This is a genomic window from Paracoccus sp. S-4012, assembly GCF_009674885.1.
Classification (GTDB): domain Bacteria; phylum Pseudomonadota; class Alphaproteobacteria; order Rhodobacterales; family Rhodobacteraceae; genus Paracoccus.
This window is the reverse complement of record NZ_WKKA01000006.1, coordinates 1-22,164: the sequence shown is the minus strand read 5'-3', so window position 1 is coordinate 22,164 and position 22,164 is coordinate 1. Positions and strand designations below refer to the sequence as shown.

The 22,164-nt window shown below is 68.9% G+C and carries 18 protein-coding genes, 2 pseudogenes and 1 other annotated feature; of the genes and pseudogenes, 10 read left to right on the top strand and 10 right to left on the bottom strand.

Features of this window, described 5'->3' with window-relative positions; all coding sequences use genetic code 11:
• Positions 1 to 235 precede the first annotated feature (235 nt).
• From GI374_RS09520 to GI374_RS09505, 4 genes are read left to right on the top strand one after another with little or no spacing between them, the layout of a single operon-like run.
• The gene (locus tag GI374_RS09520) at positions 236 to 1,828 is read left to right on the top strand and encodes an ABC transporter substrate-binding protein (RefSeq protein ID WP_154337037.1); all 1,593 of its coding nucleotides are present in this window, start codon (positions 236 to 238) and stop codon (positions 1,826 to 1,828) included.
• Between the two features lie 16 nt (positions 1,829 to 1,844).
• Entirely contained in the window at positions 1,845 to 2,906 is a 1,062-nt protein-coding gene (locus tag GI374_RS09515) for an ABC transporter permease (protein ID WP_370515255.1), read from the top strand.
• Positions 2,903 to 4,066, top strand: coding sequence for an ABC transporter permease (locus GI374_RS09510; protein ID WP_195759898.1), 1,164 nt, complete (start codon positions 2,903 to 2,905; stop codon positions 4,064 to 4,066). The genes GI374_RS09515 and GI374_RS09510 overlap by 4 nt, the downstream gene beginning before the upstream one ends.
• 3 nt (positions 4,067 to 4,069) lie before the next feature.
• Positions 4,070 to 6,130 carry an ABC transporter ATP-binding protein gene (locus tag GI374_RS09505; RefSeq protein ID WP_154336846.1) on the top strand — a complete coding sequence of 687 codons (2,061 nt, stop codon included), beginning with the start codon at positions 4,070 to 4,072 and terminating at the stop codon, positions 6,128 to 6,130.
• A 39-nt stretch (positions 6,131 to 6,169) separates the two neighbouring features.
• Here the strand turns inward: GI374_RS09505 and GI374_RS09500 are convergent, their stop codons facing one another.
• Complete coding sequence (locus GI374_RS09500) at positions 6,170 to 8,773, bottom strand: cbb3-type cytochrome c oxidase subunit I (protein ID WP_229583036.1); 2,604 nt, start codon at positions 8,771 to 8,773, stop codon at positions 6,170 to 6,172.
• Entirely contained in the window at positions 8,770 to 9,591 is an 822-nt protein-coding gene (locus tag GI374_RS09495) for a cytochrome c oxidase subunit II (protein ID WP_154336845.1), read from the bottom strand. The genes GI374_RS09500 and GI374_RS09495 overlap by 4 nt, the downstream gene beginning before the upstream one ends.
• Between GI374_RS09495 and GI374_RS09490 the strand changes: the two genes are divergently transcribed.
• Complete coding sequence (locus GI374_RS09490) at positions 9,571 to 10,107, top strand: DUF2231 domain-containing protein (RefSeq protein WP_154336844.1); 537 nt, start codon at positions 9,571 to 9,573, stop codon at positions 10,105 to 10,107. The genes GI374_RS09495 and GI374_RS09490 overlap by 21 nt on opposite strands.
• On the opposite strand, the gene GI374_RS09485 is transcribed toward GI374_RS09490, so the two are convergent.
• From GI374_RS09485 to GI374_RS19795, 5 genes and pseudogenes are all read right to left on the bottom strand, one after another.
• Entirely contained in the window at positions 10,088 to 10,654 is a 567-nt protein-coding gene (locus GI374_RS09485) for a CopD family protein (RefSeq protein WP_154336843.1), read from the bottom strand. The two genes, GI374_RS09490 and GI374_RS09485, sit on opposite strands and share 20 nt — an antisense overlap.
• Positions 10,651 to 11,376 (bottom strand): cytochrome c oxidase assembly protein, encoded by a 726-nt coding sequence (locus tag GI374_RS09480; protein WP_370515254.1) that lies wholly within the window; start codon positions 11,374 to 11,376, stop codon positions 10,651 to 10,653. The genes GI374_RS09485 and GI374_RS09480 overlap by 4 nt, the downstream gene beginning before the upstream one ends.
• Positions 11,369 to 13,693, bottom strand: a complete 2,325-nt coding sequence (locus GI374_RS09475; protein ID WP_370515253.1) for an FdhF/YdeP family oxidoreductase — start codon at positions 13,691 to 13,693, stop codon at positions 11,369 to 11,371. Before GI374_RS09475 ends, GI374_RS09480 begins: the two co-directional genes overlap by 8 nt.
• A 348-nt stretch (positions 13,694 to 14,041) precedes the next feature.
• Positions 14,042 to 14,542, bottom strand: a complete 501-nt coding sequence (locus GI374_RS19800) for an XdhC family protein (RefSeq protein WP_370515273.1) — start codon at positions 14,540 to 14,542, stop codon at positions 14,042 to 14,044.
• A gap of 198 nt (positions 14,543 to 14,740) precedes the next feature.
• A pseudogene (locus GI374_RS19795) lies at positions 14,741 to 14,842 on the bottom strand (XdhC family protein); the annotation flags it as partial.
• Between the two features lie 452 nt (positions 14,843 to 15,294).
• Between GI374_RS19795 and GI374_RS09455 the strand changes: the two are divergent.
• Positions 15,295 to 15,876, top strand: a complete 582-nt coding sequence (locus GI374_RS09455; protein WP_154336840.1) for a hypothetical protein — start codon at positions 15,295 to 15,297, stop codon at positions 15,874 to 15,876.
• Positions 15,877 to 15,886: 10 nt separating this feature from the next.
• Here the strand turns inward: GI374_RS09455 and GI374_RS09450 are convergent, their stop codons facing one another.
• The gene (locus GI374_RS09450) at positions 15,887 to 16,498 is read right to left on the bottom strand and encodes a cytochrome c (RefSeq protein ID WP_154336839.1); all 612 of its coding nucleotides are present in this window, start codon (positions 16,496 to 16,498) and stop codon (positions 15,887 to 15,889) included.
• A 371-nt stretch (positions 16,499 to 16,869) separates the two neighbouring features.
• On the opposite strand from GI374_RS09450, the pseudogene GI374_RS09445 reads away from it, so the two are divergent.
• Positions 16,870 to 18,088 (top strand): annotated as a pseudogene (locus GI374_RS09445) (IS3 family transposase); the annotation flags it as partial.
• Positions 17,150 to 17,265 (top strand) — a sequence feature (AL1L pseudoknot). Its footprint overlaps the pseudogene before it by 116 nt.
• Positions 18,089 to 18,132: 44 nt before the next feature.
• Here the strand turns inward: GI374_RS09445 and GI374_RS09440 are convergent.
• Positions 18,133 to 19,725, bottom strand: a complete 1,593-nt coding sequence (locus GI374_RS09440) for an alpha/beta hydrolase (protein WP_154336838.1) — start codon at positions 19,723 to 19,725, stop codon at positions 18,133 to 18,135.
• A 257-nt stretch (positions 19,726 to 19,982) separates the two neighbouring features.
• Here GI374_RS09440 and GI374_RS09435 point away from each other — a divergent pair, with 257 nt between their 5' ends.
• The 3 genes from GI374_RS09435 (at position 19,983) to GI374_RS09425 (ending at position 21,456) form a co-directional block, all read left to right on the top strand.
• Positions 19,983 to 20,219, top strand: a complete 237-nt coding sequence (locus GI374_RS09435; RefSeq protein WP_154336837.1) for a hypothetical protein — start codon at positions 19,983 to 19,985, stop codon at positions 20,217 to 20,219.
• Positions 20,219 to 20,785: a type ISP restriction/modification enzyme gene (locus GI374_RS09430; RefSeq protein WP_154336836.1), complete on the top strand. Its 567-nt coding sequence runs from the start codon at positions 20,219 to 20,221 to the stop codon at positions 20,783 to 20,785. Before GI374_RS09435 ends, GI374_RS09430 begins: the two co-directional genes overlap by 1 nt.
• Positions 20,786 to 20,850: 65 nt before the next feature.
• Positions 20,851 to 21,456 carry a hypothetical protein gene (locus GI374_RS09425; protein ID WP_154336835.1) on the top strand — a complete coding sequence of 202 codons (606 nt, stop codon included), beginning with the start codon at positions 20,851 to 20,853 and terminating at the stop codon, positions 21,454 to 21,456.
• A gap of 158 nt (positions 21,457 to 21,614) precedes the next feature.
• Here GI374_RS09425 and GI374_RS19185 read toward each other — a convergent pair.
• The coding region (locus GI374_RS19185; RefSeq protein WP_229583030.1) for an integrase core domain-containing protein at positions 21,615 to 22,164 on the bottom strand (550 nt) is incomplete at its 5' end.

Genomic DNA, 22,164 nt, shown 5'->3' with positions numbered 1-22,164 from the left:
GTAAACCAGCATTTACAGGTCTTTGACCGCGCAACACCCGCGCAACACTCCAGCCGGAGGCTGCAACGCCCCGCTTTGCCTTGCCCCAAATATCCCGGGGGGAGTCGCGCGCCGCGCGACGGGGGGCAGCGCCCCCCCTTCGCTGTCGCGCTCGCGCAAAGAGGAATGCTAACCTTCCCCAGAATCAGCCTCGGGAGGACTGACCGTGACCATCCGCATCCATCCCGCCGCCCGCATGTGGGCCCGCGAAGCGCAGGCCGGAACCCTGTCCCGCCGCGAGTTCCTGACCCGCGCCACCGCCGTCGGCGTGACAGCCACGGCCGCCTGGGGCCTCCTCGGCCTCCCCGCCCCGGCCCGCGCGCAGGGCGCGCCCCAGCCCGGCGGCACCCTCAGGATGCAGATGTACATCAAGGCCCAGAAGGACCCCCGCACCTGGGACTGGTCCGAGCACGCCAATGTCTGCCGTGGCTGGCTCGAGTGGCTCGTTTCCTACGAGAACGACGGCACCCTCAAGCCGGTCCTCCTCGAAGGCTGGGACGTGAACGACAACGCTACCGAATACGTCCTGCACCTGCGTCCCGGCGTCACCTGGAACAACGGCGACCGCTTCACCGCCCAAGATGTGCTGCACAACTTCCAGCGGTGGTGCGACGGCTCGGTCGAGGGCAACTCCATGGCCTCGCGCTTCACCGCCATCATGGACGAGGCGACCAGCCAGCTTCGCGGCGATGCCGCCGAGATCGTGGACGATCTCACGCTGCGCCTCAGCCTCAGCGCCCCCGACATCACCCTCATCGTCGGCTGCGCCGACTACCCGGCCGCCGTCGTCCATCCCTCCTTCGACGGCGATCCCGTGGCCCTGCCCATCGGCACCGGCGCCTACCGTCCCGTCCGCCACGAACCCGGCGTGGGCGCGCTGATCGAGAAGAACCCCGATCATGCGTGGTGGAACGAAGGCAACGGCGCCTGGCTCGACGCAATCGAGTTCGTGGACCTCGGGACCGACCCCGCCGCCACCCTCGCCGCCGCGGAAGCGGGCGAGATCGACCTCAACTACACCACCATCGGCGACTTCATCCCGCTCTTCGACGCCCTCGGCTGGCCGCGGACCGAGACGCTGACCGCCAACACCCTCACCGTCCGCTTCAACCAGGAGCAGGAGCCCTTCACCAACCGCGACGTGCGCGCCGCGCTCCAGCTCGCCGTGGACAACGCCCGCGTCCTCGAGATCGGCTACGACAACCAGGGCGAGGTCGGCGAGAACCACCATCTCTGCCCGATCCACCCCGAATACGCCGATATCGGCCCGCCCGAACACGACCCGGCCCGCGCCCGCGAGATGTTCGAGGCCGCCGCCCCGACCACCCCCATCGAGCTCGTCTCCCTCGACGGCGACTACCAGGCCGCCACCTGCGACGCCATCGCGGCGCAACTCCGCGACGCCGGCATCCCTGTCGAGCGCCGCGTCCTGCCCGGCGCAACCTATTGGAACGATTGGCTGAAGTTACCGTTCAGCGCGACCGAATGGAACATGCGCCCGCTCGGCGTGCAGACCCTGAAGCTCGCCTATTACTCCACCGCCGAATGGAACGAGACCGCCTGGCGCAACCCTGCCTTCGACGCCCTCGTGGACCGCGCCATGGGCACGCCCGATGTCGAGGCGCGCCGCGCGATCATGGCCGAGGCCGAACAGATGATGCGCGACGACGCCGTCACGATCCTGCCCTTCTGGCGCAAGACCTACCGCCACGCGCGCGAAGGCGTCGGCGGCGCCGAGATCCACCCGAGCTTCGAGGTGCGCTACCAGCATTACTGGCTCGCCTCCTGACGCCCCGGCCGGGCGCGTGACCCGCTTCCTCCTGCGGCGGCTGGCGTCGATGGCGCTGGCCGCCCTCGCGCTCACCGTCATCGTCTTCGCCCTGACGAACCTCCAGCCGAACCTCGAGAAGCTCGCCCGCACCCAGGCCTCGACCCGCATGTCCGACGCCGAGGTCGCAAGCTGGCTCGCCCGCAACGGCTACGACCGCCCCATGCTGATCCGCTACAGCGAGTGGCTGGGCGTGGTCCCCGCATGGCGCGGCGAGGACGGCACCGGCGGCCGCTGCAACACGGACCCCGCCCCCCGCTTCTGCGGCGTGCTTCAGGGCAACTGGGGCTGGTCCACCCGCTTCCAGGGCGAGGTGTCCGCGATCCTCGGCGACCGCCTCGCCGCCACCGGCCGCCTCATGTTCTGGGTCATGCTCGTCATGATTCCCGCGGCGCTCACCCTCGGCATCCTCGCGGGGATGCGCGAGGGCTCGCGCATCGACCGCGCCCTCTCGACCGTCGCCATCACCACCACCGCGACCCCCGAATACGTCTCCGGCGTCCTGCTGATCGCGCTGCTCGCCTCGACGCAGGCGGGCCTCTCGCCGCTCCTGACCGACCTCGGCCTCATCGACCGCCCGACCCTGTTCCTCGGCAACGCCCGCAGCGCCGCCACCGAGCCAACCTTCTGGAACCTCGCCCTCCCCGTCGCCACCATCGCGCTCGCCGGCATGGGCTACATCGCCCGCATGACCCGCGCCTCGATGGCCGAGGTCATGGCGCAGCCCTACATCCGCACCGCGCGCCTCAAGGGCCTGCCCTTCCGCGACATCGTCCTGAGACACGCCCTCCGCAACGCCCTGATCGCGCCCTTCACCGTGATCATGCTGCAATTTCCGTGGCTTCTGAACGGCGTCGTCATCACCGAGGTCCTGTTCTCCTACCCCGGCTTCGGCTGGACGCTGGTCGAGGCCGCGGGCAACAACGACATCGACCTGCTGCTCGCCTGCTCGGTCGTCGCGGTTGTGCTGGTCCTCGCCACCCAGCTGATCTCCGATCTCGGCTATGTCTGGCTCAACCCCCGCATCCGGGTCCGCTGATGGAGCTCGGCTGGGCCGCGATCCTGCTCCGCATCGCGCTCCGCCTCTGGCCCGTCTGGCTCGCCCTCGCGCTCAGCTTCGGCGCCGCCCGCGCCTTCCGCCACCGCCTCGGCTTCCTTGGCCGCCTGCTCGATTCCCGCACCGGCATGACCGGCCTCGCCCTCGTCCTGTTCTGGACCTTCGCGGCCCTGCTCGCGCCGCTGATCGTCACCCACGACCCGCTCGCGCAACTCTCCGGGATGCGCAACGCCGTCCCCGGCACGCCGCTGCCGGACCCGCAGGGCGGCGGCTATCCCCACTACCTCCTCGGCGGCGACGCCCTCGCCCGCGACGTGTTCTCGCGCATGATCGCCGGCGCGCGCGCGGTGCTGGCGATCGCCCCCGCGGCGGCGCTCGTGGCCTACATGACCGGCATCTCGCTCGGCCTTCCCGCCGGCTATTACCGCGGCCGGATCGACGCCGGGCTGACCTTCGCGGCGAACCTCGTGATCGCCTTTCCGGGCATCCTGCTCTTCTTCCTGCTGGTGACGCCCGAGATCCGGCAGACCCCGATCCCCCGCGCCATGTCCGCGATCCTCTTCGCCATCCCCCTCGCCTTCGCCGCGCAGCTCATCCGCACCCGCCACGTCGCCAATCGCACCCGCCGCCGCGCGCTGCTCGCCCTCACCCTCGCGCTCGGCGTCTGGGCATGGTCCGGCCTCGTCCTCGACGCCGACCCGCTGGGCCTCTGGCGGATGCCTCCGAACCTGCTCAACATCTTCATCGCCGTCGTCTTCGTCAGCGCCCCGGTCGTCTTCCGCATCACCCGCGGCCTCACCCTCGACCTCGCCAGCCGCGACTACGTCGCCGCCGCCCGCACGCGGGGCGAGACACCCGCCTACATCATGCTCTGGGAGATCCTGCCGAACGCCCGCGGCCCGCTGATCGTCGATTTCTGCCTGCGCATCGGCTACATCACCATCCTGCTCGGCGCGCTCGGCTTCTTCGGCCTCGGCGTCTCGCCCGAGAGCCCCGACTGGGGCTCGACCATCAACCAGGGCCGGCGACTGCTGACGGCCTACCCGCATGCCGCCCTTGCGCCCGCGCTCGCGCTGATGTCGCTGGTCCTCGGCCTGAACCTGCTGGCCGACGGATTGCGCGAGGAAAGCCTGAGGGACTGACCGATGCCGCTCCTCGAGATCGAGAACCTGTCCATCAGCTTCCAGACGCGCGGCCTGACCATCCCGGCCGTGACGGACTTCTCGCTCACCATCATGCCCGGCGAAGCCATGGGTCTCGTGGGCGAATCAGGCTGCGGCAAGTCCACTGTCGCGCTCGGCATCATGCAGGATCTCGGCCCCGCGGGTCGCGTCACCGCAGGCCGCGTCCGCTTCGACGCGCGCGACCTCGCCGCCCTCTCGCCCCGCGACCTCCGCGCCATCCGCGGCCGCGAGATCGCCATGGTCTACCAGGAGCCGATGGCTTCCCTGAACCCCGCCATGCGCGTCGGCGCGCAGCTGGCCGAGGTTCCGATGACCCACGAAGGCACCTCCCGCCGCGAAGCCCTCGCCCGCGCCCGCGCGATGCTGGCGGATGTCCACCTGCCCGATCCCGACCGCATCCTGCGCGCCTACCCGCACGAGCTCTCGGGCGGCCAGCAGCAGCGCATCGTTATCGCGATGGCCCTGATGTCAAACCCTTCGCTGCTGATCCTCGACGAGCCGACCACCGCCCTCGACGTCACCGTGGAGGCCGGGATCGTGGACCTGCTGCGCGAGCTGAGGCGGAAACACGGCACCGCGATGCTGTTCATCAGCCACAATCTCGGCCTGATCCGCGACACCTGCGACCGCCTCTGCGTGATGTATGCGGGCGAGGCGGTCGAGACCGGCACGGTGGCCGAGGTCTTCACCGCCATGCGCCACCCCTACACGCAGGGCCTCTTCCGCGCGATCCCCCGTCTCGCCGCCCGCCGCGCCACGGAGGCCCTCGTTCCCATCCCCGGCAACGCGCCCTTGCCGCAGGAGCGCCCGCCCGGCTGCAACTTCGGCCCCCGCTGCCCGCATGTCGTCCCCCGCCGCTGCGACGCGCAGAAGATCCCGATGCTGCCCGTGGCCCCGCCCCATGCGAGCCGCTGCATCCGCTGGGACGAGATCGACTGGTCCGCCCGGCCGCCCGCGGGCGAAATCCAGCCGCACGCCCCGTCCGGTGAAACAATCCTGCGGATCGAGGACCTGCGGAAATACTACGAGACCGGCTCCGGCCTTTTCGGCCCCCGCGCCGGCGCCATCGTCAAGGCCAACGAGTCCCTCACTTTCACCGTCCGGCAAGGCGAAACACTCGCCATCGTCGGCGAATCCGGCTGCGGCAAGTCCACCCTCGCCAAGCTGCTGGTCGGCCTCGAGACCGCCACCTCCGGCCGCATCCTGCTCGACGGGCACGAGGTCCAGCACCTCCCCGTCGAAGCCCGCCCCCGCGCCGTGGTCGCCGACCTGCAGATGATCTTCCAGAACCCGGCCGACACGCTGAACCCCGCGATCAGCGTCGGCCGCCAGATCACCCGCGCCCTCGAGGTCTTCCGCCAGGGCGCCTCCGACGCCGACCGCCGCGCGCGGACCCTCGACCTCCTCGACCTCGTGCAGCTGCCGCGCGCCTTCGCGGCCCGCCTGCCGCGCCAGCTCTCGGGCGGCCAGAAGCAGCGCGTCGGCATCGCCCGCGCCTTCGCCTCGGGCGCCCGCATCGTGGTCGCGGACGAGCCGGTCAGCGCCCTCGACGTCTCGGTGCAGGCGGCGGTCACGAAACTGCTGACCGACATGCAGCGCGAGACGGGCACGACGCTGATCTTCATCAGCCACGACCTCGCCCTCGTGCGCCACCTCGCGGACCGGGTCATGGTCATGTATCTCGGCCACATCGTCGAGATCGGCCCTGCCGAGGCCGTCTTTTCGCCGCCCTTCCATCCCTATACCGAGGCGCTCCTCTCCGCCGTCCCGCTCCCCGATCCCGGCGCCGGTCAGCGCCGCATCGTGCTGGAGGGTGACATCCCCTCGGCCACGCACCCGCCGCCCGGCTGCCCCTTCCACACCCGCTGCCACCGCAAGGCGCAGGTGCCGGGGACCCTCTGCGAGACCGTCCTGCCGCCGATGCAACGCTTCGAGAATGGCCACGCCATTTGCTGCCATCTCGACCGCGGCATCCTCGAAGGCATGGCGCCGGTGATCGCCGAGCCGAGCAGCGGGCAGTAGCCCTCCGTCGTCGCGGCCGCGCGGGAAGCCCGGCGGCCCTCAGAGGGTCAGCACCAGCGCCGCCGCCACCCCCAGCGCGACCGCCGTCGTCGCGGCGGTGTAGTCGGTCCAGATCCGCGCCAGTTCCAGCTCGTAGCGGCGGCGCATCCCCACCCGGCCCAGCATCCGGCGGATCAGCGTCGCGACCGTCATCAGGAAGCCCACCCCGACATGCAGGATTGCATAGGCCACCAGCGCGCCCATCGTGGCCCCCAGCGCGTGGGCGCGCGGATCGGGCAGCCAGCCGGACCAGAGCAGCAACACCAGCGCCGCCCCCGCCGCCAGCTCGACGGCGCCGGTGAGCCATGGCACCACGCCCCAGCCACCGCCTTCGGCGTTCCGCGCCACCCACCAGCGGCGCAGGACGCAGGTCGCGAGCGTCACGACCGCCCCGGCGGCGAGCAGGATCAGCATCTCGCCCGTCTCGCCGCGCATCCGGGCCGCCTCGGGCGGCGGCCAGCCGGGCGAGGCGAAGCGCAGATAGGCCACGCCGAACAGCAGCGACGCAAAGAGCGCGCCATCGGCGAAGAGCGTGATCTGCGTGGCCCTCACCGGCAGCGGGCGCGCGACCTCGGTATGGACGGGCAGCTTCAGGCCCTGCCCGGCGTCGATCAGGCCGTGGTCCTCCTTCTGCCCCGAGCGCGCGGCCGAGATCAGGAACAGCACCACCACCAGCCCGGCGAAACCGATCGCGGCGGCGTAGACCTTGAACAGCATCCCCAGGATCGCCGCCGCGGTCGCCAGGCCGGTCAGCAGCGGCAGCACCGTGTTCCGCGGCAGGATCACGATATGGTCCGGCCGGCCGGTCCGCATGTCCACGACCATCGTCTCCTGCCAGCCGCGCGGGATCGCGAGATACCCCTCGCCCCCGGCAAGCTCGCGGCCGAGGCGGTCGGGATCGAGCTTGTCGGCGCGGCTGTTGATCGCCGGGATCGCGGCGAAGGCGTAGCTGGCGGGCGGGGTCGGGATCGCCCATTCCAGCGTCTGCGCCTCCCATGGATTGCGGCGGAACTGCTGCCCCAGCTTGCGGTGCAGGATGATGTCGGCCAGCACCAGCGCCAGTCCCATCGCCAGCACGAAGCCGCTGACCGACGAGAGCAGGTTCAGCCAGTGCCAGCCGTCGGCCCATTCATAGCCATGCACCCGCCGCCGCATCCCCAGCAGCCCGGTCAGGTGCATCAGCAGGAAGGTGCCGTTGAAGCCCGCGAAGATCAGCCAGAAGGCGGGGATGCCGACGCTCTGCAGGTTCAGCCGTCCGGTCACATGCGGCATCCAGTAGTAGAGCGCGCCGAGCAGCGGGAACAGGAAGCCACCGATCAGCACGTAATGCATGTGCGCAGTGATGAAATGCGTGTCGTGGACCTGCCAGTTGAAGGGCGCGATGGCGACCATGACGCCGGTGAGGCCGCCATTCACGAAGATCACCACGAAGCCGAAGACATAGAGCATCGGCATCGTCCGCCGCGTCCGCCCCTTCGCCATGGTGGCCAGCCAAGCGAAGATCTGCACCGCCGTCGGCACCGCGACCAGCACCGAGCTGACCGAGAAGAAGTGCAGCCCCATGAGCGGCAGGCCCACGGTGAACATGTGGTGCGCCCAGATGAGGAAGCTGATGATGCCCATGCCGACGATCGCGGCGACCACGATCCGGTAGCCCCGCAGCGGCACCCCGCAGAGCGTCGGGATCATGGTCGAGAGGATGCCCGCGCCGGGCAGGAAGATGATGTAGACCTCCGGGTGGCCGAAGAGCCAGAACAGGTGCTGCCAGAGCAGCGGGCTGCCGCCCCTCAGCGGATCAAAGAAGGCGAAGCCGAAGGCGCGCTCGGCCTCCAGCATCAGCGAGCCGGCGATCAGCGGCGGGAAGCCGACGACCATCATCGCCGAGGTCACGAGGTAGTACCAGGCGAGGATCGGCATCCGCCCGAGGCTCATCCCCGGCGCCCGCATCAGGAGGATCGAGACCACCAGCTCGACCGCCATGGTCAGGCCGGAGATCTCGACGAAGGTGACGCCGAGCAGCCAGACATCGGCGCTGATCCCCGGCGTGTAGACGTCCGACGACAGCGGCGTGTACATGAACCAGCCCGCATCCGGGGCCGCGCCGAACAGCATCGACACGACCAGGATCGAGCCGCCGAACAGGTAGCACCAGTAGCCGTAAGCCCCGAGCCGCGGGAAGGCGATGTCGCGCGTGCCCAGCATCTTCGGCAGGATGTAGAGGCCGAAGCCCTCCAGCATGGGGATGGCGAAGAGGAACATCATCACCGTGCCGTGCATGGTGAAGATCTGGTTGTAGGTATCCGCGGTGAGGAACCCGCTGTCGGGCGTCGCCAGCTGCGCCCGGATCAGCATCGACAGGATCCCGCCGATGGCGAAGAAGATCCCCGCCGTGACCATGAAGCGGACGCCGAGAACTGAGTGGTTGATCGTGGTCGTGAAGCCGTAGAGCCCCCGGCCGGGATTCCAGATCGCGTGCAGCGCCTTGTGGCGGGCGATCGGCGCCATCCCGTCATCGGGCGCCACCGGCCGCGGCAGGGTGACGGCGGCGGCGTCGTCCTGCGCCTCGTCGGGGGGGCCGGTGGCAGTGGCCGGGATGTCGGTCATCGGGCAAGCCCCTCGATGGCGGCGGGGGCGCGGGTGGCGGCGATGGCCGCGCCCTGCGCCGCGATCAGGGTCTCGTCCGAGACCTCGGCGATGGTGGCGGGCGTGGTGCCGTCGATCAGCCCCTGCACGGCGCTCGCGTGGTCCTCGGGCGTGCGGATGTCGACGATGAAGCGCATCTCGGTATGGCCGAGGCCGCAGAACTCGGCGCATTGCCCCTCGATCACCGCCGGCGCGTCGGCGCGGAGCGTCAGCGTGCCGACATAGCCCGGCAACGCGTCCAGCTTGCCCGCGAGGCGCGGAATCCAGACCGAATGGATCACGTCGCGCGAGCGCATCGACAGTTCAACATCGGTCCGCGCGGGCAGGTAGAGGACATCCTCGCTGACCGCGCCGGGGAAATCGGGATAGGTGAACTCCCAGCCCCACTGATAGGCCAGCACCTCGATCCGGGTCACGTCCGGGCCACCCTCGGGCCAGACCCGGTGCGCCACCACCGCGCCCCAGACGAAGAGCGGGATCGACACGCCCAGGGGCAGCACGACGCCGCCCCAGATCGCCCAGGTGCTGGTCCGCGGCCGTGCGAGCGGGCCGGGCCGCAGCGCCACCACGAGGAACAGGACGACCATCGCGATCCAGATAGCGCCGAAAAGCCCGATCAGCGTCCAGGTGATGGCCGAGATGTCCGCGGCGACCGCGCCCATCGGATGCAGCGATGGAAGCGGCAGCGCCTCGCAACCGGCGAGCGTGACAAGTGTTGCCCCCGAGATCAGGCTGCGGCGCAGGGAAGCGAGGGCAACATGGCGCAACGATCCGATCATTCGACCGTCTCCGGCGACGAGAACGGCGGCGAGGAGCACCCGACCAGCCCGGTCGTGGCCGAGATCGAGGCCAAGAGCACCGAATCCGCCGTCGCGGTGATCGGCCATCCGGTCCATGCGATGCTGGTGCATTTCCCCATCGCGCTCGCCATCGCCGTGCTGGGCTGCGACCTGCTCGTGTGGATCACCGGCGATCCCTTCTTCGCCCGGGCCGGGACCTGGGCCGCGGGCGGGGCCTTCCTCAGCGGCGCGCTCGCCAGCCTCGTCGGCATCGTCGAGGTACTGCTGGTCCCCGGCATCCGCGCCCGCGCCGCCAGCTGGACCCATGCCTCGGCGGGCATGACCTTCCTCGCCGCGCTTGCCGCCAGCTGGGGTCTGCGCCTCGTCGGCCTGCCGGTGGTGCCCGACGCCCTCGCGCTGTCGCTGATCTGCACCGTCCTCGCGGGCGTTGCGGGATACCACGGCGGCAAGCTGATCTTCGAGGAGGGCATCGGGATCAATATGTCCAGGGGATGAGGCGGGCGAGGATGGGGCCAAGCGCGCCGGGCTGAAGCAGCTCCGGCGCCAGCGCGCGAAGGTTCCAGTCGGGCTTGCCGAGAACCGTGACGAGAACCCCGCTGGAGCCGATGGCGATCATCACGCCGAGGGCCAGCGCCCGCGCTCCGCTGAGCCGCACGCCCGTCTCGCCGCCGCCCTCGTCAGGATCGGCGCGCACCGGGTCGTCGGCGAAGACGCGACGCTCGGTCCGGCTGGCGATGTTGTGGGCGAGGACCAGCACGCCCACGAAGAGCAGCTTGGCCATGAACCAGGGGTCATAGGTCTCGCGCAGGAAGATCAGCGGCACGCCCGTGCCGATGGCGATGACTGCCGCGGGCGAGGTCATGCCGACATGGACCATCCGCACCGCCCGGTGCAGCCGGTGGACGGCGTGCGCCCCCACGCTCTCCAGCAGCCCGTGGCGTTGCCAGATGAGGTAGGGCATCGACAACAGCCCACCTACCCACATGGCGATCGCCGACACATGCACGAACTTGAGCAGCCAGACCCAGGTCTCGGCCGTCATGCGTGGCCGGCCGCCGGCTCGTCCTCGCGCAGAAGCACCATCACCTGCCAGAGGATCGCCGCCATGTAGGGCCCCGCCGCCGGCACCCACATCAGCAGGCCGGCAAGCTGCTGGTCCTCAAGCGCGGTGAGGCCCCAGGGTGCGGTGGTAAGCAGATGCGCGCCGTAGAGGGGGACGGAGGCGAAGACGATCACCGCGCCCAGCATCCCCATCTGGATGAAGCTCGCCGCCGCCGCGCCAAGCGCCGCTCCGCCGGCGCGGCCGAGGATCACCGACCAGAGCCACAGCGCGCTGAGCAGCAGCGTCGCCTGCATCAGCCAGTAGCCCGGCACGCTGCCGAGCCCCCAAGCATAGGCGCCGGGCATGTGCCAGAGCCACATCAGCACCGCATGGACCCCCGCCGCCGCAAGGCCGCCGCCGATGGCGAAACGCTCGAGGCCGAAGCCGCGGACCAGCAGGGGTGCGATGGCGGCCGTCAGCAGGACGTGGTGCAGCACGCGGGCCGAGAACAGCGCCGAGGTCAGGTTGCAGAGCGGCGAGACGAAGACCAGCACCGCCAGCGCGAAGCCCGCCCAGGCGGCGCCGGGGCGGGTCGCACGGGCATGGCAGGCCCAGGCGAGGACCCCCAGCCCGGCCAGCAGCACCGGGTCGAGGTTCCAGACCGTCATCAGCTCGCCCGGAAGCGGGGCCGCGCCGCAATAGGCGATCGGGGTGTCAGGCACGTCCGCTCCCTCCGCTGGCCGCGTCCGGCACCAGCCGGACCGGGGTTCCCTTGTAGGCCGGGGTCTTCGACATCCGGTCGTGCAGGCCCACCGGGATCAGCGGATTGATCTCCGGGTAGTAGGCCGCGACGCAGCGATCGGGCAGGTCGTAAGGCGTGACCATCAGCCCGCCCAGCTCGCGCCGGTGGCCATCCTCCTCGGCGCACACCATGCGGACATGCTGCCCCTCCTCCAGCCCCGCTCGTGCGATCTCGTCCGGGTTCATCAGCACGATCATGCGGTTTCGGGCCAAGCCTCGCATGCGATCGTCATAGCCGTAAATGGTCGTGTTGAACTGGTCGTTCGAGCGCAGGGTGACGAGCGTGAACTCGCCATCCTCCAGCGGCCGGCCGAGCCCGCTCAGCACTTCGGGGGCGGTGAACTCGGCCCTGCCGCTCTCGGTCTTCCAGATGCGCTGGCGGGCCTTGTTGCCCTTGTGAAAGCCGCCCGGCTCGCGCATCCGGCTCTCGTAACCCTCGAACTCCTCGGGCCAGACCGCCTCGATCAGCGCCCGCACCCTGGCATAGTCGCCGACCCATTCGTCCCACTTCACCCGCGGATTCGGGTCGAGCGCCGCCTTGGCAATCCCGGCGACGAGGGCGGGCTCGGAAAGCAGCGTCTCGGCATGGGGCGTCACCTTCCCCAGCGAGGCGTGGATGTGGGAGAGCGAGTCCTCGATCGACACCGTCTGCGGGCCGCTGGCCTGCATGTCCTCCTCGGATCGCACCAGGCAGGGCAGCAGCCACGTCTCCTTGCCCGGCAGCAGATGCGAGCGGTTGAGCTTGGTCGCCACATTCACCACCAGTTCGAGGTCGGCCCAGTGCGGCTCGGCCCGGCCGGTGTCGGGGATCGAGCAGGCGAAGTTGCCGCCGAGTTGCAGGAAGCCGCGCACGGACCCGTCGATGATCCCCTCGGCCACCTCGACGGTGGTGCGGCCCTTCTCGCGCGGCGGATCGAAGCCGAAGAGGTCGGCCAGCTTGTCCATCGGCACGAGGCTCGGGTCGTCGGCGATGCCGACCGTGCGCTGCCCCTGCACGTTGGAATGCCCACGCACCGGCGAGATGCCGGCGCCTTGCCTGCCGATGTTGCCGCGCAGCAGCATCAGGTTGACCAGCATCCCCAGCGTCTCGCCGCCATGCACATGCTGGGTCAGCCCCATGCCATACATCGCTATCGCCGCCTTCGAGCGGGCATAGACCGTCCCCACCTCGGTCAGATGCGCGCGGGTCAGCCCCGACTCCGCCTCGATCTCCTGCCACGGGGTCGCGTCCACCCGCTGGCGCAGCGCGGCGAAGCCGGTCGTATGGGCGTCGATGAAGTCGCGGTCGAGGATGTTGCCCTCGGCCTCCTCCATCTCGAACACCCGCTTGATGACGCCCATGAGCGCCGCGAGATCGCCGCCCGGACGGATCTGCAGATAGGGGTCGGAGATCTTCGTGACCGGCCCACCCAGCATCTGTCTCGGCCGCTGCGGGTTGCGAAAGCCGAGGAGGCCGGGCTCCCGGATCGGGTTGAAGGTGATGACCCGGCAGCCACGCTCCACCGCCGTCTGTATCTGGTGCAGGAAGCGCGGGCTCGCGGTGCCGGTGTTCTGACCCATGAACAGCATCAGGTCGCAATGCTCGAAATCGTCGAGGACGCAGGTGCCGACCGGCGAGCCGATGTATTTCTCGAGCGCGACGCTGGTCGTCTCGTGGCACATGTTGGAGGAGTCGGGCAGGTTGTTGTTGCCGTAGAGGCGCGCCAGAAGCTGCCACATGAACGAGGTCTCGAGCGCCGCGCGTCCCGAGGCGTAGAAGACCACCGACCTCGGATCCTGCGCCCGCAGCCGCCGGAGCGCCTTGCCGATGCCGCTGAAGGCCTCCTCCCAGCTCGTCTCGCGGTAGCAGCCGCTGGCATGATCGAAGCGCATCGGATGCGTCAGCCGGCCCTTCGCCTCAAGGTCGTGGCTGGTCCAGCCCCAGAGTTCCGTCACCGGATGGCGCTCGAGGAACTCCGGGCCGCAACTGGCGCGGTCGAGGTCCCAGATCGTGGCCTTGGCGCCGTTCTCGCAGAACTCCGCCAGATGCGGATGCTTCGGCTTGGCCCAGGCGCAGGAGGTGCACATATGCCCGCCGGGCTTGTTCTGGCGCCGCAGCGTGTCGATCGCGGCGGGCGACGGCGGATGGCCCGCGAGAACCTTGCTGATGCCCTCGAGCGAGCCATAGCCGCCTGCGGGGCCGGGATAATGGGGCGTTGCCGGGTTCTGGGTCGTGGCGTCGTCGGACGTGCCGGTCACGGAACTTCCCCTTTCGCGCTGCTCATGGCCGGGCCCGGTCCGGCCGACCCCTCCCTCCCACAATGGCCGCACGCCGCCATTCGTTCCGGAAGAAGCCGGAATTCGCGGGGTTGCGGCGTGGCGGGTCGGTGGGCCGGCGGCTCCCCAGCATGGCGTTCGAGTGAACTCGGCTCCATGATCGCTGACGATCAGGCCTGGCTTGGCCCGCGCCGGGCGATCAGAGCCGTCAACTCCCGCGCGACGCATGTCGTTGCCCGTGACGCCGCTCTTGAGCGCTTGGTCACCCCACATGTCGAATGATCAACATAGCCGTCCCTCGCCACATCCAATCCCGCAAGCACACCGCGATCAGTCGCATGCCGGTGCCGGCTCCCAGACAGAGGCTGCCACGGCCCTGATCGGCTCGAAGCAGGCGACGGAACTTGGCCGATGGTCGAGGATCTCAGCGATTACCGCCACCGCGATTTCCCGAGGCGAACGGGCGGCAATTGGCAGGCCTATGGGCGCGCGCAGCCGAGCGAACAGCCCCGGAGCCAAGCCGGCGGAGAGAAGCCGTTCTCTACGTTCCTCAAGCCGCCGGCGCGAGCCCAGGACTCCTACATATCCCGCTGAAGAGGTCAGAGCTGCGTACAGCGCCTTGTGGTCAAGCTCAGAGTCATGGCTCGCCACCGCAACGGCCGTCCAGGGGTCAGGCGCGAGTTTGGACAAGGCGACATCCGGAGCCGCGGTGCTGTATGCCACTGCCAATGGTGGAGGCACCGAAGGACCGTTGGGACGGATGAGCGTAACCTGCCAACCCTGCTGGAGCCCCGCCGCGGCAATCGCCAGCGCGAAAGGATCGCTCCCCACCACCGCAAGCCTCTGCGGCGGCTCGTACAAGCGGCGCACTATCCAATCTTCCCCTGCCGCCTCTACTGGCTGGGCCACTTGCCGGCGGCGGCCATCGCTGAGGTAGCGCAAAGGACGACGGACTTCCGCGCTCCCAACGAGCGTGAGGATGTCTGGGTCGTGCGGACGGATGACTTCAACGAGGAGATCGATGCGGCCTCAGCAGGGCAATCGGATATCAAAAAACGGGCTGCCATGACCGTATGTCAATCGGCATGGCTCGCCTGTCGCGAAAGCTGCGCGTGCATGACGTGCGACGTCGGCCTCGACGCAGCCTCCGGAGAGAAACCCCCAGAAACGCTCTTCAGTGAATGCTGATCGCGGCGATCGCCGTCTCGAGTCTTGCCGCCCCCGTCATCGCCCAGGAGGCTCCCGACTTCTGCCGGGCAGGTTTCGTGCTCGCCGATGCGGATGGAGACGGCATCCTTGGGATCGCTGAGGCGGAGGCGCTTTGGGAACAGGAATTCGGTGGCCTCGATACGGACGCAAGCGGCGCTGTGAGTGCCGAAGAGTTCGCTGCGTGCGGACCAGGATCGCTCCACCGAAATGGCTCCTCGCAATGTTTCGCGCACTGGCAGCGGCGAACTCGACGGCTCGGGTGTGCAGGTGGAACTTGAGGGTCTCGTCAACGGATCCCTTGGCCGCCAAGAGTTCATGGATGCTGCCATGAGCGCCTTCGACGCCACAGGAAACGAGGAAGACATTCAGTTGGAGTGGGCGCGCGTGCGTTCATATTCCTCACAGCAGACGAGTCCCAGACGGACATACGATCTCTCGGCCGTGACGGCTTTGCGGCAAGGGCCGTGGTATTCTTCCGGCTGCTCGATGCGGACGGTGATGGCGCGTTGACACCGGAGGAGTGGATGGGTGAGGGCCAAGGCCGCGAGGCTGCCGGGGTCGAGACCGAGTTCCAGCGGCTTGACGCCGATACCTCGGGCGATCTCACGCTCATGGAATACAGCAGCGCGGGCGCCGACCGGTTCACTCGCGCACGCGACGCTGCGATGGCCGCCGGGTGGGAGGACAAGGGCGAGTACGCGGCAGGGATAGACGCTGGAGCCCATGATGCTGAGGTAGTTGCGACCGATGCCGAAGGCCTCGCCGGAGAGGATGGCTCTGCTGCCCCGAGTGCCGATCAGCCTGCCGCGGTGGAGGATGCTGCCGCGGACGATACTGCCCAGGGCGGCCAGCCGGAGGGTGCCGAAGCCGCGGGCACCGATGCGCGAGGCGCAGGCGACGCCGGGTTGGACGGCAGAGTACCCGTGGACGTCTATCGGTTCGGCCTGAGCGGCTGACATCACGTTCTCAAGGCGAGGCAGCCGTGGGGGTCGCCTCTCCTAGTCCAGTCGGCGCGTTGTAGGCACCGGCAAGCACCTCGTCGAGGTCATCCTCGATGTTGTCCCAAGCGGGCTTGTCCGTGAACTGCCAGCGCACGAAGCTGGCCAGTGCTGCAAGCTCCTCTCGCGTAAGTGCAAGGTTCGGCGGCATGGACCGCGACGATGCGCCGAGAGGCGGCCTGATGCCACAGCGGGTCACACCCAGCATGTTTCCGGCATGTGGGACGTTGACGGCGGTCGTCAGCGCCAGCGGAACAGTGTCTGTCCCTGCACGGTGGCAGTTGGCGCAGGCGCGAGCAAAGACCTCCTGCCCAAGGCTCAGAACGGGCTCATCCGCGGTCCGAGCGGTTTCTTCTTCTGTGAGCAAGGCTCCTGAGAGGTTACGTTCCTCTGCCTCGGCCCGGATGCTCTCTCGATCCGCCTGCCCGTCTCGCTGAGGTTGGAAGGACAGGACGTACTCGGCCATTGCGTAGGCGTCGCTTTCAGACAAGTGGGTGTAGAGATTGTTCACGACCGAGGTCATGGGCCCGTCGGCGGTGCCGTGATCCCGATCCCAGCCGTCGAGCAGATAGTTGACCATCGCGTCCTCTGTCCAAGGAACGACCGGGCGTCTGCTCGTCCATCGCAGGACCGTACCAGCCAGCGGCGAGTTCCGCGCCCGAAAACTTGGCGGCGCCGTCGAGCCCCCCGAGACGGTTGCGAGGCGTATGACAGGCACCGCAATGTCTCAGGCCCTCCACGAGATACGCGCCGCGGTTCCAGGCCTTGGATTGGGTTAGCGTCCGCGCAGGTGGTGTAATTTCGCTGGCTCTGCCGGTGTAACCCGAGGTGGCCATCGAGGTGTATGGTCGAGGTGGAGTTTCGACGCTTCAACCACGGACCACAGGAGACCCCGATGTGAACCGCACCGGGTGTCCCCGAGGCTTCAACTCCTGAGTAGGATGAAGCCCCATGAGCAAGACGACGAACAAGTATTGCGCCGAGATGCGTGAGCGTGCGGTGCGGATGGTGCTGACTACCAAGGCCAGCACCGCTCTCGCTGGGCGGCCATCGTGTCGATCTCTGCGAAGATCGGCTGCGCGGCCCAGACGCTGAACGAATGGGTGAAGAAGGCCGAGATCGACAGCGGCCATCGGACCGGGATTCCGACGGAGATGGCGGAGCGGCTGAAGGCGCTCGAGCGCGAGAACCGGGACCTCCGCTAGGCCAACGAGATCCTGCGCAAGGCGTCAGCATATTTTGCTATGGCGGCGCTCGACCGCCGCCTGCGTGATGGTGTCGTTCATCGACGGGCATCGAGGGACACACGGGGTCGAGCCGATCTGCAGGCTGCTGCCGATCGCTTTGTCCACCTGTTACGATCACCTGGCGAAGCGGGCTGATCCGGCGCGGCTGTCGCACCCGGCGCGCCGGGACGCGGCCTTGCGCCCCGAAATCCGTCGCGTGTTCGAGGAAAACTGGCGCGTCTACGGCGTTCGCAAGGTCTGGCGACAGCTCGGCCGCGAGAGCTTCGACATTGCCCGTTGCACGGTTGCGAGGCTGATGAAGAGCATGGGCATTCGAGGTATCAGGACAAGCCGCACCGGACGACGATCCCCGACAGATCGGCGCCTCGTCCGCTCGACAAGGTGAACCGCCAGTTCAGGGTGCCGGCGCGAACCTGCTTTGGGTCCGCGACTTCACCTGTGTCCCCACCTGGAAGGGCTTCGTCCATGTCGCCTTCGCCATCGATGCCTATGCCCGACGCATCGTCGGCTGGCGGGTCAGCTCGACCGCGCAGGCCGGCTTCGTTCTCGATGCCCTGGAGCAGGCGGTCCACGAGCGCCGCCCCGCCAAGGGGATGGGGCTGGCCATCACCGTGACCGCGGTTCCCAAATACCTGTCGGTCCGCGGCACGGAACGTCTGGCCGAGGCAGGGATCGAGCCGTCGGTCGGCAGCGTCGGCGACCGCTACGACAACGCTTTGGCCGAGACGATCAACGGCCTGTTCAAAGCCGAGGTGATCCACCGACGTGGACCCTCGCGCAGCCTTGAGGCCGTCGAATACGCCACCCTCGAATGGGTCGACTGGTTCAACCACCGCCGTCTTCTCAAACCGATCGGGAGCATCCCGCCCGCCCAAGCCGAAGCGAACCTCTACGCCGCCATGGAAACCCCGGTCATGGCCGCGTCGCTAAGACAAAACGGCTCCCGGAAACCCGGTGCGGTTCGGCCTCACAGCCCCTGTTCCACCAGGAACCGCTCCACCTCCGCCATGCAGACGGCCCAGGCAGGCTCGTGGCCGAGGATGATGTGGCTGCGGCTGTCGAGCGGCACGAAGCGCGCGCCGGGGATGCCGATCGCGACTTCCCGACCCTGCGCGAGCGTTATGCGCTCGTCGCCGCGCGCGTGCAGGACCAGCGTGGGCGCGCGGACCTCGGGCAGCAGATGGCGCACGTCGATGTCGCCGAAGGCGTCCTGGTAGCGGACGGCGTTCTCGGGCGAGGTGGTCTGACGTTGAAACTCGTCGAACCAGGCCAGTTCCTCGGGGGTGCCGTCGGGCATGAAGGTCTGGCTGAAGATGTGGCGATAGGCCGAGTTGTTGGTGCCCCAGCCGAGGCGCGTCAGCGTCATCACCGCTTGCCGCCGCTCGCGCTCCTCTGGGGAGGCGCCGATCCGCCAGCCCGCGGCGTAGCCACCGATCAGGATCAGGGCCGAGACGCGCTCGGGGTGGCGCACGGCGTAGGCAATGGACACGGCGCAGCCCTGCGACATGCCGAGCAGCGGGAATCGCTCCAGGTCCAGCGCGTCGGCGACGGTCTCGAGGTCGCGGACGAAGGCTTCGAAGCCGATCTCGTCCACCTCCCAGTCCGAGAGGCCGTTGCCGCGCTCGTCGTAGCGGATGAAGGTCCGCCCCCTGGCCAGCCGCTGGAAGGTGCGGCCCCAGATCAGGCTTTGCCAGTCGAGCTCGAGGTGGTTGAGCCAGTTGGCGGCCTTCACCAGTGGCGGGCCGTCGCCGACGCAGGCATAGGCGATCCGCACGCCGTCGGGCGCCTCGCAGAAGCCGATGGTCTGGTGGCGCAGCAGACCGCGCGCGGTCACGGCATCGGCGGCGCGCTGCGCCGGGGCCGAGAGCAGTTGGGGCGCCTCGGGCAGGCCGGCGGCGCGGGCAGTCTCGCGGAAGTCGCGGACCACCGCCTCGGCCTCGCCCGTGCGTCCAAGCCGCGTCAGCGCGCGGGCGAGCAGCCCGACCGCCTGGGGCGACAGCGGGTCGGCGGCGAGACGGTCACGCAGCCAGCGCAGCGCCTCCAGGTCCCCCGTCTCCGAGCGGGTGGTGATCCGCTCGAGCACCGCCAGGCGCAGGCGGAAGACCTCCTCGCGCTCGGCGGTCAGCCAGGCCTGCCAGATCTCGAGCTGTGGCAGGTCCAGCCCGTCCAGCAGCGGCTGCGCCAGCGTGGCGGCGACTTCCTTCAGCCGCTCCACCTGCGGCTCGGGGGCGCCGGGGCGCAGCAGGCGGCGGATCTCCAGCAGGTCGGCCTCCTCTGCCGCAAGGGGCAGGGCCACGCGCTCGCGGTCGGCCTCGATGCGGCTGCGCTCGCCGCCGACCAGCGGGCGCAGCTTGCTGAGCGCCCAGCGGAGCGAGCCGCGGGGATCGTCGGGCAGGTCCCAGAACATCTCGCACAGCCGCTCGCGCCGGTGCGGGCGGCCCGTGAGCGCCAAGTAGGCCAGCAGCGCGCGGGTCTTCTTGGAGGGCGGCAGCACGGCCGGCTCCCCGCCGCGCAGGACGCGCAGCCCGCCGAGGACCTCGAGGCGCAGCGACGGAGACATCGGCCAAGCACTCCGGCCAGAAACCACGCTGATTGTCGACTCTACCACGCTTTCTACCACGCCCGCGCCACCGGCGGGGACGGAAAAGCACTCCGGGGGCGGGTCGCGCGCGAGCGGAGACGGACATGACGGCAAGGACAGAACCCCGCAGCCGACGGCTACGTGCTGGAGCGCAGTGGCGCTCACCCGGCCCGCGGCGCACGCACGACAACGAGCATGGCGCTCATCCACCACTTCAACACCCTGGGAGTTGTCAAATGGCTATCGCGAGCTTCTGCTTCGTTACTTCAGGCCTCGCAGCGCTAAGCGGCGTGACCGTCGGCCTCTACCTGGGCCTTGAGGGCGAGTTCTCGAGCGTGCCCGTCCATGCCCACCTCAACCTGCTCGGCTGGGTGACGATGACCCTCGATGGCCTGTATCACCGCGGCATCCGGCGCGAGGACTACCGCCTTGGCTGGACGCAGGTCGGCTGCGCGGCGATGGATTTCCGCTGATGACCGGCGGCCTGGTCGCCTATCTCCTCACCAGCAACGGCGCCTTCATCAGCGTCGTGATCCTCGGCGCGCTGTCTTCGCTGGCGGGAATGGCGCTGTTCCTCGGCGTCATCGTGACGGACGCATCGCGGGACCCGGCCGGGCTCCCGCCGAGCGTTCCTGGGTGTCCCCGCAGGCGGGCCTGCCCGTCGCGGCCCCTTGGAGGCGCCGCTTCTGGCCCGGCCGGTGGCGGGCTGCCCCTGGGGCTTGGCAGGCAGCCGTTGACGTTTATCCCGAAGACTTTCGGCAGAACGCGCCACATGAGATATCATGGTCCGAAGGAATGCGACGCAATTCCGCGAGCAGTAAGAAATTCCGCTTCAGCGATGGCACCTTTGGTTCTGGCGACCTGCCGTCCATTCTTTCGACAATGGCTTTACCTTGGTCGCCAACTAAACGAACGAATGGGCCAAATCCCGCGTTTGTTCCCGGACACGCGAGTGCCTAACTGGCTGATCTGCGTTCCAGGTCGTGGCGGCGACAAAGGCTTCTCGGCCCTTCTTCTGAACTCTATCCCGGATCTTTAATGTCGCCCCGGCGATGGGCGGATATCAATGCTTCCCGCTCACCCTTCACCACCGCGTAGATACAAATGCAGAAGATGACCTGTTCTCAGTTATCGACGATGACGAGCCCCGCTACCGAACCAGCCACTGCATCTGCGGCGCGGCGGCCAGATCCTCGACGCTACGCTGATTGCCGCTCCGCGGCAGCGCAACACCGAGGCGGAGAAGGCGCAGATCAACGCGGGCCGGAGCGCCGCCGAGATCTGGCCCGAGAAGCCTGCCAGGGCACGGCAGAAGGCTCTCGATGGCCGCTGCACCGTCAAGTATTCCATGCGACCGCCCGCGCAGACGGCACGAAGCCGGTCGACCTCGCGATCCCCGGCTACGGCTACAAGTCGCACATCTCCATCGACCGGAGGCACGAGATCGTCCGCCGCCAGGTCGCGACGGCGCCCGTCTGCGAGGGGCTAATCCGGCGTGCCAAGGCGTCCAGAGACGTGTGGGCAGACAGTGCCTACCGCTCGGCCGAGAAGGAGGTCTGGCTGACGGACCACAGGATGATGAGCCGGATCCATCGCAAGAAGCGGCGCGGCCGTGCGATGGCGACACGGACCAGCCGAGCCACCGCCGCGAGGTCGGCGCTGCGCTCGAAGGTGGAGCACGTCTTAGACAGAAGGCGCGCATGCGGCTGACAATCCGGACCATCGGTATCGCGCGCGCCGAGGCGGCGATCACGCTGGCGAACATGGCCTACAACATGACCCGCTGGCGCTGGCTCAACGGCCGAGCCGCGTCCGTCTGACGGCAGTCCATCAAGAAAGACCAGCACTTCTGCAACCAGGCCGACCCGTCACCAGCCAAACGGACCGTCGGCGGCTGCTTGCAGCGCCAGCTCGGCGATTGGGGCAGTAAGCGGAGGTGTCCACCTCGTGATTGAACCGCACCGGGTTTCCCGGAGGCCGGTTGGTCTTAGCGACGCGGCCATGACCGGGGTATCCATGGCGGCGTAGAAGTTCGCTTCGGCTTGGGCGGGCGGGATGCTCCCGATCGGCTCGAGAAGACGGCGGTGGTTGAACCAGTCGACCCATTCGAGGGTGGCGTGTTCGACGGCCTCGACGCTGCGCCAGGGTCCACGTCGGTGGATCACCTCGGCTCTGAACAGGCCGTTGATCGTCTCGGCCAAAGCGTTGTCGTAGCGGTCGCCGACGCTGCCGACCGACGGCTCGATCCCGGCCTCGGCGAGACGATCCGTATAGCGGATCGACAGGTATTGGGCGGATTCAACCGGTCGTCGCAACGGCCTGAACCAGGAGGTTGCGATGAATACCCACAAGCGTCGTTCTGACAAATCGACCCGACGCAAATTGCGCTCGCCTGGGCGACCACCAGTCTGGCAGCGT